Here is a 24,029-nt window from a genome sequence, read left to right as displayed (position 1 = left end):
TCAGCCTCCCGCCCTGCCGACCAGGTACAGCAGCGGATACAGGAAGATCCAGACCAGGTCGACGAAGTGCCAGTACAGGCCGGCAAGTTCGACCGCTTCGCCGGACGGCGCGGCCGGCGCCGGGCGGCGCAGCAGGAAGGCCATCGCCAGGCAGGCCAGGATGCCGATCGTCAGGTGCAGCGCATGCAGCCCGGTCATCGCGAAATACAGCAGGAAGAACAGCTCCATGCCGGGCATGTCCTGCGGCTGCCCGCCCTTCTCCGGCCGGAAACCCGCCCCGGGGAACAGGCCTTCCTGGAACTCGCTGTGGTATTCGAAGCCCTTGATGGCCAGGAAGGCGAGGCCCAGCGCCGCCACCGCCACCAGCAGGCGCGCCGCCTGCGGACGCTGCCCGGCCTTGGCCGCATGGCCGGCCAGCGCCATCAGGAAGCTGCTGGTCAGCAGCACGGCGGTGTTGGCGGTGCCGAGCAGGAAGTCGGTATGGCGGCTGGCGGCGGCGCAGGCTTGCGGATAATGGGTACGCAGGTAGAAGTAGCCGAACAGCAGCGGTCCGAAGAACAGGAATTCGCTGGCGATGAAGACCCACATGCCGAAGCTGCCGGCGAAATCCTGCTGTTCGCGGCTGCTGAACTGCTCGGCGTGAGGAGGCTGGACCGCGCTCATGGCTTGTAGGCGTATGGGCCGCGCACCACCACCGGCGGCTGGGCGAAGTTGTGGATCGGCGGCGGCGAGGCGGCCTGCCATTCGAGCCCGGTCGCCTGCCAGGGGTTGCGCGGCGCCGGACGGCCGTAGCGCAGCGACCAGGCCAGGTAGCCCAGCGGCAGCAGGTAGCCGACCGCCAGCGTCACCGCGCCGGCCGAGGACAGCACGTGCAGCATCTGGAATTCCTCCGGATAGCTATGGTAGCGGCGCGGCATGCCGGCATAGCCCAGCAGGTACTGCGGGAAGAAGGTCAGGTTGAAGCCGGCGAAAATGATCACCGCGGCCAGCCTGCCCCAGGCCTCCGAGTACATGCGCCCGGTGATCTTCGGCCACCAGAAGTGGATGCCGCCCAGGTAGGCCATCACCGAGCCGCCCACCATGATGTAGTGGAAGTGGGCGACCACGAAATAGGTATCCGACAGGTGCACGTCCAGCGCCAGCGCCGCCAGGAACAGGCCGGTCAGGCCGCCGATCGTGAACAGGCCGACAAAGCCGAGCGCGTACAGCATCGGCGCGTCGAAGGTGATGCGGCCCTTGTACAGGGTGGCGGTCCAGTTGAAGACCTTGATCGCGGACGGCACCGCGACCATGAAGGACAGCAGCGAGAACACCATGCCCGCGTACACCGACTGGCCGCTGACGAACATGTGGTGGCCCCACACCAGGAAGCCGATCACGGCGATGGCGAGGATCGCATAGGTCATGAAGCGGTAGCCGAACACGGGGCGGCGCGCGAAGCAGGGAATGATCTCGCTGGCCACGCCCATCGCCGGCAGCACCATGATGTAGACCGCCGGGTGCGAATAGAACCAGAACAGGTGCTGGAACAGCAGCGGATCGCCGCCCAGCGCGGGGTCGAAGATCCCGACCTGGAACAGGCGCTCGATCCCGACCAGCAGCAGGGTCATGGCCAGCACCGGCGTGGCCAGCACCAGGATCAGCGAGGTCGCGTAGTTGGCCCAGACGAACAGCGGCAGGCGGAACCAGCCCATCCCCGGCGCGCGCATGGTGTGCACGGTGACGATGAAATTCAGGCCGGTCAGGATCGACGAGAAGCCGACCACCAGCACCCCGACCAGGCACAGCACCACGTGCGAGTTCGAGAACATGGTCGAGAACGGGGTGTAGAAGGTCCAGCCGGTGTCGACGCCGCCCACCAGCAGCGCCCACAGGACGATCGCGCCCCCCAGCAGGTACAGGTACCAGCTGGCCAGGTTCAGGCGCGGGAAGGCCAGGTCGCGCGCGCCGATCATCAGCGGCATCAGGAAGTTGCCCAGCACCGAGGGGATCGAGGGGATCAGGAACAGCCACACCATGATCACGCCGTGCGCGGTGAACAGCTTGTTGTAGGTGTCGGCGGTGACGAGGTCGCCCTGCGGGGTGGCCAGCTCCAGCCGGATCAGGGCGGCCGCGATCCCGCCGAGGAAGAAGAACAGCGTGATCGACACGCCGTACAGCAGCGCGATGCGCTTGTGGTCGCGCGTGCTGAGCCAGGACCAGATGGTGAAACCCTCGGCCAGGTAGCTGGTGCCCGCTGTGGTGCCCCGTTCTTCGAGCTCAAGGTCGCTCTGTGGGCTGATCATGTCCGCTCTCCCTGATGTATTCGATAATCGCCAGCAGGTCTTCCTCGCCGATCTGGCCGGCGAAGGAAGGCATGATGGGTTCGTAGCCGGCCACGATGTCCTTGCGCGGCACCAGGATGGAGTCGCGCACATAGGCTTCGTCGGCGGTCAGTACCCGGCCGTCCTGCAGGTGGACGCGCCGCCCCAGCAGATTGCTCAGGTCCGGCGCGTGCACGCTGGAGCCGGCGGCGTGGCAGCCGCTGCAGCCGTAGCTGCGGAACAGTGCGAAGCCGCGCGCCGCCATGCCGGGCTGGCGCGGCCCCGCGGCCAGCCACTGCGCGTACTCGGCGGGCGGCATCACCACGATCTTCCCCGTCATCGTCGAATGCTCGGTGCCGCAGAACTCGGCGCAGAACAGCTGGTATTCGCCGGCCCGGCTGGGCGTGAAGTTGATCGAGGTGTAGCGGCCCGGCACCGCATCCTGCTTGATGCGGAAGGCCGGCACGAAGAAGCTGTGGATCACGTCCTGCGCGGTCAGCACCACGCGCACCGGGCGTCCCAGCGGCAGGTGCAGCTGGCCGACCTCGCGTCGGCCGTTGCGGTGCTCGGCCTTCCACATCCACTGCTTGGCCACCACGAACACGGGCGTGGCGGCCGGGTCGGGCCGGTACAGCGAGACGTAGTCCACCGCGCCCCAGGCATACAGGACCAGGAACAGCAGCATCGGGATCACGGTCCAGGAGATTTCGACGAGGCGTCCCTTGGCAGGCGGATGCTCGCGCGAGGCGGTCGACGCGGCCCGGTAGCGCACGCAGAACACGATCATCAGGAGCAGCACGCCCAGCGCCACCACGCCGGTCAGGAGCAGCAGGCACAGCGCCAGGCTGTCCAGGCGGGTCGCGGACTGGGCGCCATCGAGCGGCAGCAGGCGGAAGGGAACGCTCATGGCCTGGCCTCCTTCGATAGGGGCGCCGGGCGCCGGCGCCGCGCGACGCGCCACATCGAGCCACCCAGGACCAGCAGGACCAGCAGCACGCCGGCGCGCACCGCCGCCATCGCCGCGCCGCTGTGCCGGCCGACGGCCGGGTCGTAATGGGTACAGAGCAGCAGCAGGCGTTCGCCCAGCGATTTCTCCTGGCCGGCGCCGCCGCGGCTGTCGTCGCCGCGGCCGTCCCGTGCCGCGTCGATGGCCGTCCGCAGCGCCGCCGGATCGAAGCGCACGCCGGGGAAGTAGCGCGTGATCCGTCCCGCGCCATCGGCCACCACGAAGCCGGCGGCGTGGGCGTATTCGCCCGATTGCGGGTCGCGCGGCGCGCGGTAGCCCAGCGCGGCTTCGATCCGCGCCAGCGCCGCGGGGTCGCCGGTCAGCATCCGCAGGTCATGCGCGCCGCCCGGCAGCAGCGCGGCGTAGGCGCGGCGCTTGCCGGCCGCGGCCGCGGCGCCGTCGCGCGGATCGATCGAGAAGCCGACCAGGCGGTAGCTGCCGGGCGCCATGCCGCTCAGGGCCAGCGCCTGCAGCACGCCTTCGAACAGGGTGCTGCACAGGTTCGGGCAGGTGTAGTAGCCCGGCACCAGCACCACCGGCGCGGCGCCGAACAGCGCCCCGAGCCGCAGCGCGGCGCCGTCTTCGTCGCGCAGCACGGCGTCGAGCGGCAGGTGCGCGCCGGGGGCGGGAGCGAAGCCGGCGGCCGGCTGCGGCGGCAGACGCAGCGCCTGCGCGCCGGCCGGCGCCTGGACCAGCAAGAAGCAAAGGATGGCAAGCAGCACGCGGATCATGGCTTCGGCTCCTGTCGGGCGCGCGCCGCCGCCAGCCGCATCGCCTCTTCCAGCGGAATATGGGCGATGCCGGCGTTCCGGTCGACCCAGCCGTAGCCGGACAGGCGCCTTTCCTTTTCGGCGAAGTAGGCGGCGCGCTCCTCCTGCGGCGCGGGCTGCAGGCGCGGCGCCGGGATCGCGGCGGGCGGCGACGCGGTGTTCACGGCCGGCCCCAGGCGATCCAGCAGCCACCACGAGCCGCCCACCGCGAACACGATTCCGCCCGCGATCGCCAGCGCCCCGCGCCGGATCGCGCGCACGTGGATGCCGTCTTCGTCATGCCCGGACATGGACTTTCTCCTTTCCCAGCGTGGCCAGCACCACGACAGCCAGTACCGGCAGCAGCGCCGGCCAGGCCCAGTCGGCAATCAGGCCGTGCACCGAGGGCAGCACCAGCCACCAGCAGTCGAGCAGGTGCGCCGCCAGCAGCACCGCCGCCAGCGCCCCCATCAGGCGCGGCGCCTGCTTGGCATGGCGCGACAGCAGGATCAGGATCGGTCCGGCGCCGTGCAGGGCCAGCAGGCTCCAGGCGACGGCGTGCCAGCCGGCCGAGTCGCGCCGCAGGTACCAGGAAATCTCGCGCGGCAGGTCGGCCGCCCAGATGATCAGGAACTGCACGTAGGCCAGGTAGGCCCAGGTCATCACGTACATCATCAGGAGGTTGCCGAGGTCCGGCAGGCGCTGGCGCGCCGCTGTCCTGTCGATCAGCAGCACCGCCAGCGCCAGCCCGGTCAGCATCTGGCCGGTGCCGGTCAGCCAGCCGAACACGCTCGAATACCATTCCGGCTGCAGCGACATGATCCAGTCGATGGACGCCAGGCCGCTCGAAAAGCCGTACAGCAGCAGGCAGACGGCGGCCCGGCCCGCCGAGCGATGGCGGGCGCGCGTCTCGATCCAGGCCAGCAGGCTCCACAGGGCCAGGTAGGCCACGCTGCGCAGCATGAAGCCGCCGGGCGTCAGCCACCAGCGGCGGAACGGCGTGTCCGGCGCGAGCGGCTGCGCGCCGGCCCACGGGTAGAGCAGGTGCATCCCCAGCAGCACCGGAATGAACAGCAGGCAGGCCAGCGGCAGCCAGCGTGCCGCGCGCAGCAGCGGCGGGCGGATGGTCTCGCCCCAGGCGCCGCCGGTCAACTGGTGCAGCCAGAGGTTGGCCAGCCCGCCCAGCAGCGCGCCGGTGGCGAACCACCACACCGCCAGGTAGCCGGCCAGCAGCGCGCGCCCATCGGCGCGCCAGCCGAACCAGCACAGGACCGCGAGCACCACCGCGGCGGCAAGGAGCACGCTGCGTTGGATGGCCGGCCTCATGGGGCGCCTCCGGGCTGTGCATCCAGGCGCGCCTTCAGCGCCGGCGGCAGGCTGTCGGCCGGCGCGTTCTGGCTCAGCTGCAGGGCGCGGATGAAGGCCACGATGGCCCAGCGGTCGGCCGGCTCGACCCGGTCGGCATAGGGCACCATCACGCCGTAGCCCTGCGTGATCACGTCGTAGAGGTGGCGGTCCGGCGCCTTGCGCAGCCGTTCCTGGTGATAGCTGGGCGGCGCCGGAAAGCCGCGCCGCACCACCAGTCCGTCGCCGTCGCCCACCGGGCTGTGGCAGGGCATGCAGTAGATCATGTAGCGGTCACGGCCCCGCTCCAGCAGGCGCAGGTCGACCGGATACGGATTCGTCTGCGCGCGCTCGGCCGCGAGGTCGGCCTGCACCGCCTGCGCGCCCGCGCGGCCGCCGGTGCTGTCGGCGAAGGCGCCCCGCGCGCGCGGCTGGGTGCCGGGCGGCGGCGTGCGCGCGCTGGCGCCGTCCGGGAACAGCTTGGCGGCGGAAAAAGTTTTATAGCGCGGCTGGTCGTACATGTCCTGTTTGGCCCGTTCGCAGCCGCTCAGGAGGCTGCTCAGCAATCCGAGCAGCGGCAGGAGGCAGACGCTCGTCTTCATGCCGGCACCTCGCGCAGCAGCATCGGCTGCAGCCCTTCCAGCAGCGCGCGCGCCGGGCCGGGCGCGAACACCGGATCGCGGGCCGGCAGGCACAGGAAGAAGCGGTTGCGGCTGGCCAGCTCGAATTCCTCGACCTCGAACAGCGGGTGGTGCAGGCGCGGCAGGCCGTTCTGGATCAGCATCGTCAGCACCGCCGCCAGCGCCGCGCCGAGGATGGTGATCTCGAAGGTGGCCGGGATGAAGGCCGGCCAGCTGTGCAGGGGCCGGCCGCCGACGTTGATCGGATAGTCGACCACCGCCGCATACCACTGCAGGAAGTAGGTCCCGGCGCCGCCCAGCAGGCCGCCGGCCAGCGTCGCCGGCGCCACCAGGCTGGGGCCGCTGCCGAGCGTCTCGTCCAGGCCTTCGATGAAGAAGGGGCTGTAGGCTTCGGCGTGGGTGTAGCCGTGTTCGCGCGCCTGCTTCGCGGCGGCGCAGAGGGCGTCGGCGTTGGGGAACTCGGCCAGCAGGCCGTAGAGGCGCGCGCCTCGCTGCCTGCTCATGTCTTCCCCTTTGCGCTCTCGCGCACCAGCTCCCGCATCTCGGCCATCGAGATCAGCGGCAGGAAGCGCACGAACAGCAGGAACAGCCAGACGAACAGCGCGATCGAACCGAACAGCGTGATCCAGTCCCAGCGGGTCGGATAGAACATGCCCCATGCCGAGGGCAGATAATCGCGGTGCAGCGAGGACACCACGATCAGGAAGCGCTCCATCCACATGCCGGCGTTGATGACGAGGCTCAGCACGAACAGCGCCAGCACGCTGTGGCGCATGCGGCGCCACCACAGCAGCTGCGGAACGAGGATGTTACAGGTCAGCATGCTCCAGTAGACCGGCGCGTAAGGCCCGGTCCAGCGGTTGACGGTCATGTAGATCTCGTACTTGTCGCCGCTGTAGAAGGCGGTGAAGATCTCGGCCAGGTAGCCGTAGCCGACCATGCAGCTGGTCGCCAGCAGCACCTTGGCGGCATTCGCCAGGTGCTTGCCGGTGATGAAGTCCTGCAGCCCGAAGGCCGCGCGCAGCGGGATCGCCAGGGTCAGCACCATCGCGAAGCCCGAGAACAGCGCGCCGGCCACGAAGTACGGCGGGAAGATCGTCGAATGGTAGCCGGGCGTGTTCCCGACCGCGAAGTCGAGCGAGACGATGGTGTGCACCGACACCACCAGCGGCGTGGCCAGCCCTGCCAGCAGCAGGTAGGCCTTCTCGAAGCGCGCCCAGTGCCGCGCCTCGCCGCGCCAGCCCAGCGCCAGCATGCCGTAGACGACCTGGGCGCCGCGTTGCCCGCGCGCGCCGGCGCGGTCGCGCAGCGTGCCCAGGTCGGGGATCAGGCCCACGTACCAGAACAGCAGCGACACCGACAGATAGGTGGCGATCGCGAAGAAGTCCCAGACCAGCGGGCTGCGCCACTGCGGCCAGACGTTCATCACGTTCGGATACGGCACCAGCCAGTAGAAGAACCAGGGCCGGCCCAGGTGCAGGATCGGGAAGATGCCGGCGATGCCGGCCGCGAATAGGGTCATCGCCTCGGCGAAGCGGTTGATCGAGGTGCGCCATTTCTGGCGCAGCAGGAGCAGCACCGCCGAGATGAAGGTGCCGGCGTGGCCGATCCCGATCCACCACACGAAGTTCCCGATGGCGAAGCCCCAGGCCACCGGGATGTCGACGCCCCAGATCCCGATGCCCTTCACCAGCAGCCAGCTGACCGCGACCAGCATCGCCAGCACGCCGCCGGATGTTAGCAGGAAGGCGGTCCACCACTTCCAGCCGAAATGGCCGGACAGGACGATGCCGGCGATCTTGTCGCTGACGTCGGCATAGCCCCAGCCGGCGCGCAGCACCTCGCTGTTTCGCGAGCGCGGCGAATCCGTTCCGGGGTCGAGGGACGGTGGCGCGCTCATCCCAGCTCCGGATCGGGGTTGACGACGCGCGCCGCATAACTGGTGCGCGGCCGGGTGTTCAGTTCCTCGAGCAGCACATAGTCGAGCTTCGAGGCCTTGGCCGCGACCACGGCGCTGCGCGGATCGTTCAGGTCGCCGAAGTGGATCGCCGCCGTCGGGCAGGCCGCCTGGCAGGCCGTCACGACCTCGCCGTCGGCGATGGGGCGGCCCTGCTTTTCGGCGTCGATGCGGGCGCGCGTGATGCGCTGCAGGCAGTAGCTGCACTTTTCCATCACGCCGCGCTTACGCACCGTCACTTCCGGATTCTGCAGCGCCTTCAGGCTCTCCAGCTTCTCGTTCGAATACTGCAGGAAGTTGAAGCGCCGGACTTTATAAGGGCAGTTGTTCGAGCAGAAGCGGGTGCCGATGCAGCGGTTGTAGACCTGGACGTTCAAGCCTTCGTCGTCGTGCACGGTGGCGCCGACCGGGCATACCTCCTCGCAGGGCGCGTGCTCGCAATGCATGCAGGGAACCGGCTGGAACAGGGTGCGCCGCCCGGTGCGGTAGCGGTCGACGCGGATCCAGTGCATGCTGCGGCCGCGGATCACCTCTTCCTTGCCGACCACCGGGATATTGTTCTCGGCCTGGCAGGCGACGGTGCAGGACGCGCAGCCGATGCACGCGTTCAGGTCGATCGCCATGCCCCATTTGTACTCATCGTAGCTGCGCTCCGGGTACAGCGAGGTCTTGCCGCCCTCCTCTTCTTCCGGCTTTTTGCGCGGCACCGGGCGGCTGACTTCGGTCACCTTCACCGGATCGCGTCCGTGCATGTCGACTTCGCGCTGGCGCAGCGCGAATTCATGGCTGCGCCCGGTACGCACCATCCCCAGCGGCGCCGACGCGTCCTGCGCGCCCATCGCCGCCTCGGCCCGCAGGCGGTAGGCGTTGAAGCCGACGCCATTGCCGACCGAACCGGCGCCGCTGCGGCCGTAGCCGAGCGGCAGGGTGACCGCGCCCTCGGCCTGCTCCGCCAGCACCAGCACCGGCGCCTCCAGTGTGCGCCCGTCGAGTTCCAGGCGCACGATGTCGCCGTCGGCGAGGCCGGCGCGCTTGGCGGTGGCCGGGCCGACCAGGGCCGCGTTGTCCCAGGTGAGCGAGCTCAGTGGCCGCGGCAGCTCCTGCAGCCAAGCGTTGTTCGAAAATTCGCCGCCGTCGACGGCCGGGTCGGGCGCGAAGCGCGCCACCAGCGGCGGGGCGACCGGCGCCGGCTGCGCTGGCGCCGTGGCCGTGCGCACCGCGACCGGCGGCGCGGCGCTGTCCGGCACCAGGCCGCGGCGCAGCGCCTCGCGCCAGGCCGCGTCGAAGGCATCCGTTTCCTGCCCCGGGCGCGCCGCCTGCCATGTGGCGCGCACCAGCGCGTGGCCGTCGCGGCTGCCCTCCCCCAGCGCGATCGCCAGCAGCGCATGCGCCGAGCGTCCGCCGTACAGGGGCGCGATCATCGGCTGCACGATGCTGGCGGTGCCGTCAGAGGCGCGGGCGTCGCTCCAGGCTTCGTAGCAGTGCGCCAGCGGCAGGTGCCAGCCGGCTTCGCGTGCGGTCTCGTCGCGGTACAGGCCGAGATGCGCGCTCAGCGGCACGCGCCGCAGGGCCTGCGCGAACCCGAGCGCGGGCGGCGCGGCGTAGACCGGATTCGCGTCCAGCATCAGCAGGGTGTCGACCCTGCCGGCCTGCATGTCGGCGCTCAGCTCCGCCAACGCGGCGCCGTGCGCCGGCGCGCCCAGCGCCACCGGTTCGATATACGCGAGCGCGCCGTCCTGCGCGCCCAGGCGCTGGTTGAGCAGGTGGACCAGGGCGCGGCTGGCCGGACTCAGGGTCGGGCCGGCAACCACCAGCGCACGCCCGCGGGCATCGCGTAAGGCCTTCGCCACCGCCGCTTCCCAACGGGTCCCGGCCGCATCGGCCGCCGTGCTCCCGCCCGGGGCCGCGCCCAGCATGCCGGCGATGCGCCACAGTGCCGCCTCGATCTCGTGCGGCGCGCGCGCCAGGCGCTCATCGGCATAGGCGCCGGTGAGGGTCGGGGTCGATTCCATCGCATACAGGCGGTTCGCGGCCACATTGGCGCCGAGCCGGCGCGGCGCGGTGAAGGCGCGCGCATGCGCCAGGCTGGCGCCGTGCGAGCCTTCCGCGCCGAACAGGTCGGCGTCCAGGGTCAGCAGCACCGCGACGCGATCCAGCCTGTACAGCGCATCCAGCGGACGGCCGAAAGCCAGGTCGGCCGCCGCCGCCGCGCCGTCGTCGTGCAGCGGATCCCAGGCATGCCAGCGCATCGCCGGATACTTCTGCTGCAGCGCCGCCAGCTGGGCCGCCAGCGTCGGCGAGGTGACGGCGCCGGTCAGGATGCGCAGCCCGGCGCCGCCGTCGCGCGCAAAATGCGGACGGCGCGCCTCCAGGGCCGCCTCGAAGGCCGCCCAGGTCGACAGTTCGCTGTCCTTCTCCACCCTCTGCTGCACGGTCTGCGACCGGTCCGGGTCCCACATCTGCAGGATCGAGGCCTGGGTGAAGACGTCGGTGGTGCCGGCCGAGACCGGGTGCTCGGGATTGCCCTCGACCTTGGTCGGGCGCCCCATATTCGTTTCGACCAGCACCCCGTGGGCGAAGCCGCGCCGCACGAAGGCGCTGGCGTAGAACAGCGGCAGCCCGGGCACGTCCTGCTCCGGCATGCGCACATAGGGCACGATGGTCTCGGCCGGCGGCCCGCTGCAGCCGGCGCCGGCGAGGGCCGCGGAGGCCGCCATCAGCTTCAGGAAGCGGCGCCGCGACGGCTCATCCTGGCCGTGGATCGGAATGACAGGGTGGCCGGGAGCTTTCATCGGTGGCAGGTCGAACAGTTGGTCAGCGCGTTCCGGTCGCGCAGGTGGTAGAGCCGGGTCAACTGGCGCACTTCCTCGGGGCTCAGGGGCCGCTGCGGCGCCATCGACAGCACCTTGGACAGGGGCCGGATATGCTGCGGCGCATTGCGGTGGCAGCCCAGGCACCATTGCATCTCGAGCGAGGCGGTGCGCCAGGTCAGCGGCATCTGGTCGACGCGGCCATGGCATTCGACGCAGGCCACGCCTTTGTTGATGTGGATATCGTGCTGGAAGTAGACGAAGTCCGGCAGGTCGTGCACCCGCACCCACTCGATCGGCTTGCCGGTGCGCGCGCTCTCGTGCAGGGGCGCCAGCAAGGGAGAATCGAGGAAGAGCTGCGAATGGCAGCTCAGGCAGATGCCGGTCGAGGGCATGCCGGCAAAGCCCGACTTTTCGACCGAGGTATGGCAGTAACGGCAGTCGATGCCGTCGTCGCCGACATGGTGCTTGTGGCTGAAGGGGATCGGCTGGTTGACCGGCTGCATCACGCCGTTACGCGGCGTCATCTCCCAGCGCGCCGCCGCCACCGCCGCCACGACCACGCCCACGATCGCCAGCAGGGCGAGCTTGATGACGAGGACGGCGGTCTTGGAAAATGGCGCGGCCATTGCTAATACGGATCAGGTCCGAAAAAGGATTTGTTGTTATATAGTTGTTGTTTTTACCACCATTCATAGTATAGGCGAGTGCCGGAATACGGCCCGCACGCTTGAAAACGCCGCCCTCAGCGGGCTGCGGTTTGCCGGGCTGCCTCGGCGGCCAGCAGCGGCGCCACCGCCGCGGCGTCGAGCGGACGCGCGAACAGGTAGCCCTGGAACTCGTCGCAGCCGAGTTCGCGGAGCATCGCCAGCTGGACCTCGGTCTCCACGCCTTCGGCAACGATGCGCATCTTCAGGCCATGGCCAAGCGCCACGATGGCGCGCACGATCGCCTCGCTGTCGGCATCCTGCCCCAGGTCGTGGACGAAGGCGCGGTCGATCTTCAGGCACTGGACCGGGAAACGCTTCAGGTAGGCCAGGCTCGAATGGCCCGTGCCGAAGTCGTCGATCGACAGCTCGACGCCCAGCGCGCGGATGCCCGCCAGCAGGCGCTCGACGACATCGATACGGCTCATGGCGATGCTTTCCGTGATCTCCAGCTGCAGCGCGTCCGCCGCCAGGCCGGCGCCGGACAGCGCTTCCTCGATCGAGCGCAGCAGGTCCTTCTGGTAGAACTGGCGGATCGACAGGTTGACGGCGATCCTGGACTGGATGCCGTATTCGCGCTGCCACGCGCTGGCGCGCTGACAAGCGCTGCGCAAGACCCAGTTGCCGATCGGGAGAATCAGTCCGGTCTGTTCGGCGATCGGGATGAAACGCGCCGGCGAGACTTCGCCGAGCAGCGGGTTATGCCAGCGCAGCAGCACCTCGAATCCGGTGATGCGGCCGCTCGCGATCTCGACCTTCGGCTGGTACGCCAGACGCAGTTCGTCGCGCTCGAGGGCGCGGCGCAGCTGCTCCTCGATCGACAGCCGCTCGTCGAGCTGGATATGGGTGGCCTCGGAATGGAACTGCACCGGCTCGCCGCTTTCGCCGCGCGCACGGTGCTTGGCGATGTCGGCCAGGCGCATCAATTCGTTGGCCGAGCCGGCATCCTGCGGATACACCGCGACGCCGACCACGGGCTCGAGATAGAACTCGCGCTCGCGCACGTGGACCGGCGCCGACAGCAGCGCCTGCAGCTCGAACGCGAAGCGGTCGGCCGCGATGCGCCCCGAGGCGGCCGTCAACAGCAGGCCGAACTCGTTCGGCTTGACGCGCGCCGGGCACAGGGCGCGCGGCGCCAGCCGGTCCAGGCGCGCGGCGACCTGGCGCACCGCCTCCTCGCCGGCCTCGTGTCCCAGCAGGTCGGCCACTTCCTGCAGGCGTTCGAGCGCGACCAGCAGCAGCACCACCTGTCCGCTGTCCGCGGCGGCAGCCCGGATCGCCTCGCCCAGCCTGCGGCGCAGCTGGTTCTGGTTCGGCAAGCCGCTCGGCTGGTCGAAGTCGGACAGCCAGGTGAGCCGGTTTTCGCTGTCCTTCAGGCGCGCGATGAGCGCCGCCTGGCGCGCCGATTCGCGTCCGATCCGCCAGGCCAGCAAGGCCAGCGTCGCCGACAGCAGCGCCCACGCCAGCACGCCCACCCACAGCCAGCGGCGCCAGACCGCCAGGGTATCGGCCTGGTCGCGGCCGGTAACGATCACCAGCGGATAGCCGGCGACCGCGCTGTAGCCGTACAGGCGGCGCTTGCCGTCGATCGGGCTGTCGGTCTCGAAGGCGCCGGCGGGCGCGCGCGGCAGATGGATCTGGAACAGCGGCGTGTTCAGGAAGGAGCGGCCGATCGCGGCCGGCAGCGTCGGGCTGCGCACCAGCATGATGCCGTCACGCCGCAGCAGGGTGACCGAGCCGCCCTCGCCGAGGTCGGACGAGGCGAAAATACGCTGGAAATAGGTGACGTCGGTCTCGATGACGGCCGCCTCGGCGCCGTCCGGACCGCGCGCATGCAGTGCGCGCGCCAGCGTGATCGTCGTGCGCCCGCCCGGCCGGCCGGGTTCGCCGAGGGCGACCACCGCCGGTCCTTCCGGCGCCGGCATCGGCGTTTCCTGCCCCGGGCGTGCGGCGTGGGCGGGGCGACGCACCCCGCCCGGCCCGCGCAGGTAGATCCTGGCTGCGTGATGGTCGACCGCGGCGCCGAAGGCCGGAACGGCCGCGCCGCCGGCGCCGTGCGCCAGCGCCGTGTCCAGCGCCAGCATCGCATAGTAGGCCTGCGCCGCATACGCCGCCGCCAGGTTGCGCAAGTTGGTCTGTTCGCGCTCGATCGTGCTGCGGTAGCTGGAAAACAGCACGCCCGCCAGCGCCAGCGTGATGACGACAATCAGCGCCGCCGCCACGCCAAGCGCGCGGGAGACACGCCGGTTGCCCGGCAAGGGGGCGGGAGGAAAAGAATCCATGCCCGAGTATAACGTGCGGCCGCGCGCCGCAACCGCTCGCGAGGAACGGCCGGCGGCGATTCAACCGGGGCCGCTGGCGGCCGCCGGAATCAGCGCCGCCGCCAGCACATAGCGGCCATAGGCTACGCCGCGGATCGGCGGCAGGTCGCGGTCGCGCACGAAACCGAGCGCCTCGTACATGCGCAGCGCCGAGGCCATGATCGGGCTCGTGTGCAGGCCGACGGCGGGCGCGCCGGCCTCGTACGCCAGCCGCAGGCAGCCCGCCACCAGCGCCCGCCCGGCGCCCTGGCCGCGCCGCGCCGGATCGACGACCAGCATGCGGATCACCGACCACTCGGCAGGAAAGAACGGAGCGCGCGGCCGGCCCGGGCCGACATGCGCCACCGCGCCGACCACGACGCCCTCCTGTTCCGCCACCAGCAGATCGGCATCGGCCGCCAGCGCGGCCATCCGGCCGATGCCTTCGATGAAGCCCGGCCAGTCTTCGTAATCGCCGGCGTACTGCGCAAAGGCCGCGCGCGCCACCGCATTGACGGCCTCGCGATCGCGCGCATCGTAGGGACGGACCAGCATCACGCCGCCCGCCCGATGTCGCCCTTGATCCACCACAGCGAGGGATTGTTGTCGGCCAGGTCGCGCAGCAGGTCCCACACCACTTTCACCCGGCGCAGGCGGTACAGGTCGGTCGGGGCGGCCAGCCAGAACGAGCGCTCGGCGTAGAAGCCGGGCAGCACCGGCACCAGCCGGCCGTCCTCGGGGATCGCGTACGGCGGCGCCATCATCAGGCCCATGCCCAGCGCCGCCGCCTCGACCTGCGCACCCATGCCGAGCGAGCAGAAGCGCCGGCGCGGCGTGAAGCCGAGTTCGTTCAGGTAGGACAGCTCGCGGCTGGCCAGGCGGTCCTGCACGTAGTCGACGAAGTCGTGGCGCTCCAGGTCGGCATGGCTGCGGATCGGCGGATGCCGGTCCAGGTAGGCGGGCGAGCCGTACAGGTAGAAGCGGAAGGAGGCCAGGCGTGTGACCACGTAGCGGCCGGTCGCGGGCGGATCGAGCATCACGCCGAGGTCGGCCTCGCGGTTGGCCAGGTTGGCGAAGCGCGCCAGCGACAGCATCTCGATCGACAGGTCCGGATGCGTGTCGAGCAGCCCGACCAGCAGCGGCGCCACCACCCTGATCCCGAACACGTCCGGTACGCCGAGCCGCACCACGCCCTGGGCCCCGACCTCGGTCCCGCCCAGCTGCTCGACCGCGGCCAGCGAGGCCCCTTCCATCGCTTCCGCATGCGGCAGCAGCGCGTGGCCCATCTCGGTCAGCTCGTAGCCTTCGCGCGATCGGTCGAACAGCGTGGTCCCGAGCTGGTTTTCGAGGCGGTCGATGCGCCGCGCCACGGTGGTGTGCTCGACTTCCAGCCGGCGCGAGGCGCCCGACAGTGTTCCGGCGCGCGCCAGTTCGAGGAAGAAACGCAGGTCGGTCCACTCAGGCAAGGTATTCATGGATTGATTGTCTGATATCAGCAACAGATATTGTGCACCGGTGCACATTCCTTCTGCAATTTTTTCGTGCGTGAAACTGAATCAAGCATGAATTAGCGCAAATAAAGCCCCCCGATAGCGGCATTTGCACCATGGCGGTGCATAAGCTGTGCATTTTTGCACAATAGTTGAGCTATTTGTTATCTATTCAGCCAGAGTCAAGCAGGGCACACTCCACGGCGTGCGAGACCTGAACGCATGCTGCGATCGATAAATATTAGGAGACTTACAATGCGTCTTACCAAAAAGAAAGCAACGCTACTGAACCGTTCCGCAATCTCCACCGCCGTCCTGCTGGCGATGTATGGCGGGCCGATGGGTGTGGCCCATTCCCAGGAAGGCGCGGACACGGCGTCCACCGCCGCCGCCCCCGCCGCCGGCGACATCAACAAGGTGGTCGTCACCGCGCGCCGCCGCGCGGAGCTGATCCAGGACGTTCCGGGCGCAGTGACCGCGCTCTCGGGCGCCGAGCTCGAGAAGCAGGCCATCCCCGACATCACCGTCCTGACCGATAAAGTCCCGAACACCACGCTGAAGACCTCGCGCGGCACGAACACCACCCTGACGGCCTTCATCCGCGGCATCGGCCAGCAGGATCCGGTCGCCGGCTACGAGCAGGGCGTCGGCATCTACCTCGACGACGTCTACCTGGCCCGCCCGCAAGGCGCGCTCACCGACATCTACGACCTCGAGCGCATCGAAGTGCTGCGCGGACCGCAGGGCACCCTGTACGGCCGCAACACGATCGGCGGCGCGGTCAAGTACGTGACCCGCAAGCTGGCGCCGACCACCATGTTCAACGCCAAGGCCACCCTGGGCAACTACGGCGAGAAGGACCTGGTCCTGAAGGCCAGCACACCGGTTTCCGACATCCTGCGCATCGGCGGAACGGTCGCCACTTTCAACCGCGACGGCTTCGGCCGCAATGTCCTCAACGGCAAGGACAACTACAACAAGGATGTGCAGGCGGCCCGCGTCAGCGTCGAACTGACGCCGAACAGCGACCTGTTCGTGCGCTTCGCCGCCGACCGCACGGTCGACAACTCGGAACCGCGCGCCGGCTACCGCCTGACCCCGGGCCCGGCGCCGGCCAATGTCCAGCCGCTGTCCGGCGACTACGATACGCGCGCCAACCTGTACGCGGTCAGCGGCCACAAGCAGGAGGTGATCAACCAGGGCAGTTCGCTGCTGCTGGAGTACACCGTCGATCCGACCCTGTCGTTCAAGTCGATCAGCGCCATCCGCAAGTCGCACTCGTATGCGCCGATCGACTTCGACTCGCTGGAAACGCCGCTGTTCGAGGCGCCCAGCATCTATGCCGACAACCAGAAAAGCCAGGAATTCCAGCTGACCTATACCGGCTCGAAGCTCCAGGGCGTGGCCGGTGTGTACTACATGAAGGCCAATGCCTTCAACAAGTTCGACGTGCTGTACAACGCGGCCGGCGGCCTGTCGCTGCTGACCTACGACGACATCGACACCACGACCTGGGCCGCCTACGCCGACGCCAGCTACAGCCTGACCGACACCTTCAACATCAGCGTCGGCGGCCGCTACACCGATGACGAACGGCGCGCGCGCATCTACAAGGCGACCTACCTCGGCCTGGCCGGGTCGACGGTCATGGGCAACCCGAACGCGATCAGGGCCGGCGTCCCGAACACCGACCTCGGCAAGGACGACCTGGACCGCACCGACAAGAAGTTCACGCCGAAGGTCGGGCTGGGCTGGAAGATCGCGCCGGAACACAACGTCTACGCCACCTGGTCCAAGGGCTTCAAGGGCGGCATGTTCGACCCGCGCATGGATTTGGGCGGCAAGCCGGACTCCACCACTTCGCTGGCCAAGCGCAAGGGCGTGGCGCCGGAAGAAGTCAGCTCCATCGAGCTGGGCCTGAAGTCCTCGATGAACGGCGGCCGCCTGCAGACCAACGCCGCGGTCTTCTATACCGACTACAAGAACGTCCAGATTCCCGGATCGATCGCCACCTATGACGCGGCCGGCAACGTGAACGGCTTTGCCGGCACCCTGACGAACGCCGGCAAGGCCAGGATCTCCGGCCTGGAGCTGGAAGCGATCGCCTACCTGACCAATGCGCTCAGCGTGAGCGCCATGTACAGCCACATCGACGCCAAGTACAAGGAGTGGATGGTCTCGAACGCCACCGGCACCGGCCTGGTGAACATCGCCGGCAGCACCGAGTTCCAGAACACGCCGAAGAACGCGGCCAACCTGAGCGTGAACTACGACTGGCCGCTCGCGCTGGCGGGCCGCGCCGGCACGCTGAGCCTCACCAACGGCGTCGCCTACAAGAGCAAGGTCTACCAGACCGAGATCGCGCGACCGACCGGCGTCCCGGCCCTCGACATCACGATCCCGGGCAACCTGATGCTGTCCCAGGGCGGCTACGGCCTGTGGGATGCGGGCCTCGTGTGGACCAGCGCCGACCGCAAATACCAGGTCGGCCTGCATGGCCGCAACCTGCTCGACAAGCGCTACAAGGTGGCGGGCTACAACTTCTCGACCTTCTTCAACTCGGTCACCACCTTCTACGGCGATCCGCGCACCGTCCGGGCGACGCTCGATGTGAAGTTCTGACCCTGGTCCGATGGCCAAAGGCGCCCGGTGGGCGCCTGCCGGGCGCCTTTTCGCGCGCGCCATGCCTGGCGAATAAACGCAATCAAAACGGGGCGACATGTCCAACTACATTGAACTCAGCTTTACAAGCGACGACGGCCTGCACCTGTACGCGCGCGACTACGCGGCCGCCGCGCCGGCGGGTACGCCGGTACCCGCCCGCCTGCCGGTCATCTGCATCCACGGGCTGACGCGCAATTCGTCCGACTTCGACGAACTGGCGCCGATCGTCGCCGGCCTGGGCCGGCGCGTGCTGGCGCTCGACGTCCGCGGCCGCGGCCGTTCCGAGCGCGATCCGAATCCCGACAATTACAATCCCTCCGTCTACGCCGCCGACGTGGCAAGGCTGATGGCCGACCTCGGCATCGCCCGCGCGGTCTTCATCGGCACCTCGATGGGCGGCCTGATCACCATGACCCTGGCGGTCCAGCACCTCGAACTGGTCGCCGCCGCGGTCCTCAACGACATCGGCCCGGTGCTGTCCGAAAAAGGCCTGGCGCGCATCGCGGGCTACGCCGGCAAGGCGGCGGCGCTGGGTTCCTGGGACGAAGCCGCCGGCTTCGTCAAGGACATCAACCTGTGCGCCTTCCCCGACAACGCCGACGAGGACTGGGACCGGTGGGCGCGCCGCGCCTTCGAGCAGGACGGCGAGGGAAAGCTGTCGCCGCGCTACGATCCCAGCATTGCGATAGCATTACAGACAGGTAAGCTGCGTCCGACGTCCCTGGCGGCCCGCATGGCCTTCCGCAAGCTGGCGAACGAGCGCCCCACCCTGCTGGTGCGCGGCGAGCTGTCCGACCTGCTGGAAGCGCGCCAGGCCGCCTGGATGCGGCGCGCGGCGCCCGCCATGCAGTACGTCGAGGTGCCCAAGATCGGCCATGCGCCGATGCTGACCGAACCGGCGGCGCTCGAGGCGATCATGCGCTTCCTGGCCACCGCGCCCTGAACAACAAGCAGCAAGAAAAACGAGGAGACCCAATGAAAGCCATTCGCCCCCTGCCCGCCGCCCTGCTGGCAGCCTTCATCGCCACCGCCGGCGGCAGCGCCGCATTCGCCGCACCCGGCCCGGACCTGAAAGTGGCCCTCATCGCCGGCAAGACCGGCATCCTGGAATCCTATGCCAAGGAGACCGAGACCGGCTTCATGATGGGTCTGGAGTACCTGACCGGCGGGAAGATGGAAATCAACGGCCGCAAGATCAAGGTGATCGTCAAGGACGACCAGGGCAAGCCGGACCTCGGGCGCACCCTGCTGGCCGAGGCCTACGGCGACGACAAGGTCGAGCTCGCGGTCGGCACCACCTCGTCCGGCTCGGCGCTGGCGATGCTGCCGGTGGCGAAGGAATATAAAAAGGTGCTGATCGTCGAGCCGGCCGTGGCCGACGAGATCACCGGCGCCAAGTGGAACAAGTACATCTTCCGCACCGCGCGCAGCTCGATGCAGGACGCCCTCGCCGCCGCCTCGACCCTGAAGAGCGGCAGCGTGGCTTTCCTGGCCCAGGACTACGCCTTCGGCCGCGACGCCGTCAAGGCCGGCAAGGAAGCGCTGGCCGCCACCGGCAGCCATGCAAAGGTGGTGCACGAGGAATATGCGCCGGCCGCCACCTCCGACTTCACCGCCCCCACCCAGCGCATCTTCGACGCCCTGAAGGACAAGCCGCAGCCGCGCGTGCTGGCAATCGTCTGGGCTGGCCCGAATCCGCTGAACAAGATCGCCGACATGAAACCGGAGCGCTACGGCATCAACCTGGCCCCGGGCGGCAACATCCTGCCGGTGATGAAGACATGGAAGGCCTACGCCGGCACCGAGGGCACCATCTATTATTACTACGCCTTCCCGAAGAACAAGATGAACGACTGGCTGGTGGCCGAGCATACCAAACGCTTCAAGGCACCGCCCGACATGTTCACGGCGGGCGGCATGGCGGCGGCCGGCGCGGTCTACGCGGCGCTGTCCAAGGTGCCGAACGGGAACGGCGACCAGCTGGCGGCGGCGATGGAGGGCATGTCCTTCGAGACTCCGAAGGGCACCATGAGCTTCCGCAAGGAGGACCACCAGGCCCTGCAGCCGATGTACCACTTCCGCATCAAGAAGGACCAGAAGAACGAATGGGACCTGCTGGACCTGGTGCGCGAGATCCCGGCCAGCGAACTGCCGCTGCCGGTGCGGAACAAGCGCTGACATGGCGCCGCAGCAGCAGCCTTCCCTCGCGACCCGCGGCCTGACTGTCCGCTTCGGCGGCCATGTCGCGGTGAACGGGGTGACGGCGGAGTTCTATCCCGGCACCCTGACCGTGATCGTCGGTCCCAACGGCGCCGGCAAGACCACCTATTTCAACCTGGTCTCGGGCCAGCTGGCGGCGACTTCCGGCAGCGTGCACGTAGCAGGCCGGGATGTCACCCGCTACAAGGCGGCGCAGCGCACCCGCCTGGGCGTGGGGCGCGCGTTCCAGCTGACGAATCTGTTCCCGCATCTGACGGTACTGGAGAACGTGCGCCTGGCGGTGCAGAGCCGGGCCGGCATCGGCCTGAACATGTTCTCGGTCTGGTTCGGCCACAAGGAGCTCATCGCGCGCGCCGAGCACTACCTGGAGCGGGTATCGATGGTGGCCAAGCGCGGCGTGCTGGTCGGCACCCTGCCGCACGGCGACCAGCGCAAGCTCGAGGTGGCGATCCTGCTGGCCCTCGAACCCGACATCCTGATGTTCGACGAGCCGACCGCCGGCATGAGCGTGGACGAGGTGCCGGTGGTGCTGGACCTGATCCACCAGGTCAAGCTCGAAGCCAACAAGACGGTGCTGCTGGTCGAGCACAAGATGGACGTGGTGCGCTCGCTGGCCGACCGCATCATCGTGCTGCACAACGGCGCCCTGGTCGCGGACGGCGAGCCGCGCGAGGTCATGCAATCGAAAATTGTACAGGAAGCCTATCTTGGAACACCCGAACACGCGTAGGGTGGGCGGTCCCTCCGCCCACGCGCTCAGCAGCATTCCGCGAGGCAGCGACCCGATATTGTCCCTGTCCGGCGTGCATACCCACATCGGCCAGTACCACATCCTGCAGGGCGTCGACCTGGTGGTGCCGCGCGGCGGCCTGGCGGTCCTGCTGGGCCGCAACGGCGCCGGCAAGACCACCACCCTGCGCACCATCATGGGCCTGTGGAAGGCCAGCGCCGGCAGCATCGTGTTCGACGGCCGCGACATCACGAAGATGAGCACGCCCGACATCGCGCGCGCCGGCATCGCCTATGTACCGGAAAGCATGGCCGTGTTCTCGGAACTGACGGTGCGCGAGAACCTGGTCCTGGCGGCGCGCAACGGCCCGCTGGACCAGGCGCGCGTCGACTGGATCTGCGGCTTCTTCCCCGCCCTGAAGAAATTCTGGAACTACCCGGCCGGCAACCTGTCCGGCGGCCAGAAGCAGATGGTGGCGATCGCCCGCGCGATCGTCGAGCCGCGCCGGCTGCTGCTGGTGGACGAGCCGACCAAGGGCCTGGCCCCGGCCATCGTGCAGAGCCTGATGATGGCCTTCCGCGAACTGAAGGACACCGACACCACCATCCTGCTGGTCGAGCAGAACTTCAATTTCGTCCGTTCGCTCGGCGACAGCGTCGGCGTGATGGACGACGGCCGCGTCGCCCACGCCGGCCTGATGCACGACCTCGCCAACGACGAGGCGCTGCAGCAGCGCCTGCTCGGACTTTCCCTGGATTCCCACCAATGAGCGCAACCTTACCCATCACTCAACAGGCCGACACGCCGCTGCCGGCCGCGAAGCGCGACCTGCTGCCGCTGCTGCTGGCGCCGGCCCTGGCCCTGGCGGTGCTGCCTTTCGTCTCGCTGCCGACCTGGATCACCCTGAGCGTCGCCGGCCTCGCCATGGGCATGATGATCTTCATCATGGCCAGCGGCCTGACCCTGGTGTTCGGCCTGATGAGCGTGCTGAACTTCGGCCACGGCGCCTTCGTCTCGGTCGGCGCCTTCTCCGCCACGATGGTGCTGCTGCCGATGCGCGGCTGGCTGGAAGCCGATTCGCTGACGGCCAACCTCGGCGTGCTGGGGCTGGCGGTGCTGGTGGCGATGCTGGTCACCGCCCTGCTGGGCTGGGCATTCGAGCGCATCATCATCATGCCGGTGTATGGCCAGCACCTGAAGCAGATCCTGATCACCATGGGCGGCATGATCGTGTCCGAACAGCTGATCAACGTGATCTGGGGCGCCGAGCAGATTCCGCTGCCGCTGCCCGCCACGCTGCGCGGGGCGATCTTCCTGGGCGACGCCGCGATCGAGAAATACCGGCTGCTGGCGGTCGCGGTCGGGCTGGTCGTCTTTGCCGTCATGTTCCTGACCCTGAACCGCACCAAGATCGGCCTCCTGATCCGCGCCGGCGTCGAGAACGGCGAGATGGTCGAAGCGCTCGGCTACCGGATCCGCCGCCTGTTCGTCGGCGTGTTCGCGGCCGGATCAAGCCTGGCCGGCCTGGGCGGCGTGATGTGGGGCCTGTACAAGGAAACCCTGGTCGCCAGCATGGGCAGCGAAGTCATGATCATGGTCTTCATCGTGGTCATCATCGGCGGCCTGGGCTCGGTGGGCGGCTGCTTCATCGGCGCCATCCTGATGGCCCTGCTGCACAACTACGCCGGCTTCCTGGCGCCCAAGCTGAACCTGGTGTCCAACATCGTGCTGATGATCGCCATCCTGCTGTGGCGTCCGGCCGGCCTGTATTCGAAGTCGCGAGGCTGAGCATGCTGATCAAACTCCTCAATTCCTTATTCTCCGGCGACCTGCCGCGCAGCCGCGCGCTGAGCGCCCTCCTTCTGCTGATCCTGGCCGGGCTGCTGCTGGCGCCCTTCCTGTTTGCCGGCGCGCGGCCCCTGAACACCGCGGCCACCATCTGCGTCTACATCGTGCTGGTGGCGTCCTACGACCTGCTGCTGGGCTATACCGGGATCGTCTCCTTCGCCCACACCATGTTCTACGGTATCGGCGCCTACGGCATCGGCATCGCCCTGGCCAGCGTCGAGGAACCGAGCTGGGGCGTGGTCTTCATCGGCCTGGCCCTGGCCCTGCTGCTGACGGTCGCGCTGGCCTTCGTGATCGGCCTGTTCGCACTGCGCGTGCGCGCCATCTTCTACGCCATGATCACCCTTGCCGTGGCGTCCTCGTTCGCGGTGCTGGCCTCCCAGCTGTCCGACTTCACGGGCGGCGAGGATGGCCGCACCTTCAGCGTGCCGGAACTGCTGTCGCCCGGTTTCACCCTGGTCGAGAACGAGGTGTTCGGGCGCGCGATCGACGGCAAGCTGATCACCTATTACATCGTGTTCCTGGGCTGCCTGCTGCTGTTCCTGTTCCTGCTGCGCCTGGTGAACTCGCCCTTCGGCCGGGTGCTGCAGGCGATCCGCGAGAACGAGTTCCGCGCCGAGGCGCTGGGCTACCGCACCGTGGTCTACCGCATCTGGGCGAATGTGCTGGCGGCCGTCGTGGCGGCCCTGGCCGGCGCCCTGATGGCCCTGTGGCTGCGCTACGTCGGCCCCAAGACCTCGCTCGGCTTCGAGGTGATGACCGACATCCTGCTGATCGTCGTGATCGGCGGCATGGGCACGATGTACGGCGCGGTGATCGGCGCCACCCTGTTCATCCTGGCGCAGAACTACCTCAAGAGCCTGATGGGCCAGGCCTCGGAGCTGCTGTCCGGCGTGCCGATGCTGGCCGCCGCCCTGCATCCGGACCGCTGGATGCTGTGGCTGGGCGTGCTGTTCGTCCTCTCGATCTACTTTTTTCCGATTGGCATCGTCGGCAAGCTGAGGCTGCGGCGCCTGCTCGCGCGCCGGGCTGCCGGCTGATCGTCGACGGCGCCTCCGGGCGCCGTTTTTCTCCCCTTTCCTCTCCGCCGGGTGCGCGCCAAGCCCCCGGCCGGCCCGCGCGGCGGTACTTCGGAAGTCCAGTCCGCCCATTAGCTGAAGATCAATGCCCGTTGTCATCTCAACCATAAGATGAGCTCAGCATGGCCTCGTCGATCAGCCAGCGCGAGCGGTTGACCATCCTACTGGCTTCCAAGAAAGG

At 68.8% G+C, this 24,029-nt stretch carries 21 protein-coding genes; 7 read left to right on the top strand and 14 right to left on the bottom strand.

Annotated elements, in window-relative coordinates; translation table 11 throughout:
* The 14 genes from AM586_RS24495 to AM586_RS24430 all read right to left on the bottom strand — a co-directional run bounded on the left by AM586_RS24495 (position 1) and on the right by AM586_RS24430 (position 15,292).
* Entirely contained in the window at positions 1-663 is a 663-nt protein-coding gene (locus tag AM586_RS24495) for a cytochrome c oxidase subunit 3 family protein (protein WP_047825467.1), read from the bottom strand.
* Positions 660-2,285 (bottom strand): cytochrome c oxidase subunit I, encoded by a 1,626-nt coding sequence (gene ctaD, locus AM586_RS24490; protein ID WP_047825468.1) that lies wholly within the window; start codon positions 2,283-2,285, stop codon positions 660-662. The genes AM586_RS24495 and ctaD overlap by 4 nt, the downstream gene beginning before the upstream one ends.
* Positions 2,260-3,210, bottom strand: coding sequence for a cytochrome c oxidase subunit II (gene coxB, locus AM586_RS24485; protein WP_047825469.1), 951 nt, complete (start codon positions 3,208-3,210; stop codon positions 2,260-2,262). Before coxB ends, ctaD begins: the two co-directional genes overlap by 26 nt.
* Positions 3,207-4,040: an SCO family protein gene (locus AM586_RS24480; RefSeq protein WP_047825470.1), complete on the bottom strand. Its 834-nt coding sequence runs from the start codon at positions 4,038-4,040 to the stop codon at positions 3,207-3,209. Before AM586_RS24480 ends, coxB begins: the two co-directional genes overlap by 4 nt.
* Positions 4,037-4,369 (bottom strand): hypothetical protein, encoded by a 333-nt coding sequence (locus tag AM586_RS24475; RefSeq protein ID WP_052233998.1) that lies wholly within the window; start codon positions 4,367-4,369, stop codon positions 4,037-4,039. The genes AM586_RS24480 and AM586_RS24475 overlap by 4 nt, the downstream gene beginning before the upstream one ends.
* Positions 4,356-5,384 (bottom strand): hypothetical protein, encoded by a 1,029-nt coding sequence (locus AM586_RS24470; RefSeq protein WP_047825471.1) that lies wholly within the window; start codon positions 5,382-5,384, stop codon positions 4,356-4,358. Before AM586_RS24470 ends, AM586_RS24475 begins: the two co-directional genes overlap by 14 nt.
* Positions 5,381-6,004 (bottom strand): cytochrome c, encoded by a 624-nt coding sequence (locus AM586_RS24465; RefSeq protein ID WP_047825472.1) that lies wholly within the window; start codon positions 6,002-6,004, stop codon positions 5,381-5,383. Before AM586_RS24465 ends, AM586_RS24470 begins: the two co-directional genes overlap by 4 nt.
* Positions 6,001-6,546, bottom strand: a complete 546-nt coding sequence (locus tag AM586_RS24460) for a DUF3341 domain-containing protein (RefSeq protein ID WP_197416464.1) — start codon at positions 6,544-6,546, stop codon at positions 6,001-6,003. Before AM586_RS24460 ends, AM586_RS24465 begins: the two co-directional genes overlap by 4 nt.
* On the bottom strand, positions 6,543-7,943 hold the full coding sequence (nrfD, locus tag AM586_RS24455) for an NrfD/PsrC family molybdoenzyme membrane anchor subunit (protein WP_047825473.1): 1,401 nt from the start codon (positions 7,941-7,943) through the stop codon (positions 6,543-6,545). Before nrfD ends, AM586_RS24460 begins: the two co-directional genes overlap by 4 nt.
* A complete protein-coding gene (locus AM586_RS24450) occupies positions 7,940-10,792 on the bottom strand; it encodes a 4Fe-4S dicluster domain-containing protein (protein WP_109370523.1) in 2,853 nt (950 codons plus the stop codon). Before AM586_RS24450 ends, nrfD begins: the two co-directional genes overlap by 4 nt.
* The gene (locus AM586_RS24445; RefSeq protein ID WP_047825474.1) at positions 10,789-11,439 is read right to left on the bottom strand and encodes a cytochrome c3 family protein; all 651 of its coding nucleotides are present in this window, start codon (positions 11,437-11,439) and stop codon (positions 10,789-10,791) included. Before AM586_RS24445 ends, AM586_RS24450 begins: the two co-directional genes overlap by 4 nt.
* Before the next feature lie 116 nt (positions 11,440-11,555).
* Positions 11,556-13,799 (bottom strand): bifunctional diguanylate cyclase/phosphodiesterase, encoded by a 2,244-nt coding sequence (locus AM586_RS24440; protein ID WP_082439518.1) that lies wholly within the window; start codon positions 13,797-13,799, stop codon positions 11,556-11,558.
* Between the two features lie 60 nt (positions 13,800-13,859).
* The gene (locus tag AM586_RS24435) at positions 13,860-14,372 is read right to left on the bottom strand and encodes an N-acetyltransferase (protein ID WP_047825475.1); all 513 of its coding nucleotides are present in this window, start codon (positions 14,370-14,372) and stop codon (positions 13,860-13,862) included.
* The gene (locus AM586_RS24430) at positions 14,372-15,292 is read right to left on the bottom strand and encodes a LysR family transcriptional regulator (protein ID WP_047825476.1); all 921 of its coding nucleotides are present in this window, start codon (positions 15,290-15,292) and stop codon (positions 14,372-14,374) included. The genes AM586_RS24435 and AM586_RS24430 overlap by 1 nt, the downstream gene beginning before the upstream one ends.
* A 270-nt stretch (positions 15,293-15,562) precedes the next feature.
* On the opposite strand from AM586_RS24430, the gene AM586_RS24425 reads away from it, so the two are divergent.
* From AM586_RS24425 to AM586_RS24395, 7 genes are all read left to right on the top strand, one after another.
* Positions 15,563-17,929: a TonB-dependent receptor gene (locus tag AM586_RS24425; protein WP_052234000.1), complete on the top strand. Its 2,367-nt coding sequence runs from the start codon at positions 15,563-15,565 to the stop codon at positions 17,927-17,929.
* Between the two features lie 97 nt (positions 17,930-18,026).
* On the top strand, positions 18,027-18,914 hold the full coding sequence (locus tag AM586_RS24420) for an alpha/beta fold hydrolase (protein ID WP_047825477.1): 888 nt from the start codon (positions 18,027-18,029) through the stop codon (positions 18,912-18,914).
* Between the two features lie 32 nt (positions 18,915-18,946).
* Positions 18,947-20,149: a substrate-binding domain-containing protein gene (locus tag AM586_RS24415; RefSeq protein ID WP_047825478.1), complete on the top strand. Its 1,203-nt coding sequence runs from the start codon at positions 18,947-18,949 to the stop codon at positions 20,147-20,149.
* A gap of 1 nt (position 20,150) precedes the next feature.
* Complete coding sequence (locus AM586_RS24410; protein WP_047825479.1) at positions 20,151-20,921, top strand: ABC transporter ATP-binding protein; 771 nt, start codon at positions 20,151-20,153, stop codon at positions 20,919-20,921.
* A 34-nt stretch (positions 20,922-20,955) separates the two neighbouring features.
* Complete coding sequence (locus tag AM586_RS24405) at positions 20,956-21,690, top strand: ABC transporter ATP-binding protein (RefSeq protein ID WP_047825573.1); 735 nt, start codon at positions 20,956-20,958, stop codon at positions 21,688-21,690.
* Complete coding sequence (locus AM586_RS24400) at positions 21,687-22,709, top strand: branched-chain amino acid ABC transporter permease (RefSeq protein WP_047825480.1); 1,023 nt, start codon at positions 21,687-21,689, stop codon at positions 22,707-22,709. Before AM586_RS24405 ends, AM586_RS24400 begins: the two co-directional genes overlap by 4 nt.
* A 2-nt stretch (positions 22,710-22,711) precedes the next feature.
* Positions 22,712-23,809 carry a branched-chain amino acid ABC transporter permease gene (locus tag AM586_RS24395; RefSeq protein ID WP_047825481.1) on the top strand — a complete coding sequence of 366 codons (1,098 nt, stop codon included), beginning with the start codon at positions 22,712-22,714 and terminating at the stop codon, positions 23,807-23,809.
* Positions 23,810-24,029 lie beyond the last annotated feature (220 nt).

Source organism: Massilia sp. WG5, from assembly GCF_001412595.2.
Lineage (GTDB): Bacteria > Pseudomonadota > Gammaproteobacteria > Burkholderiales > Burkholderiaceae_D > Telluria.
The sequence above is the reverse complement of the archived record's forward strand: the minus strand, read 5'-3'. Positions and strand labels throughout refer to the sequence as shown.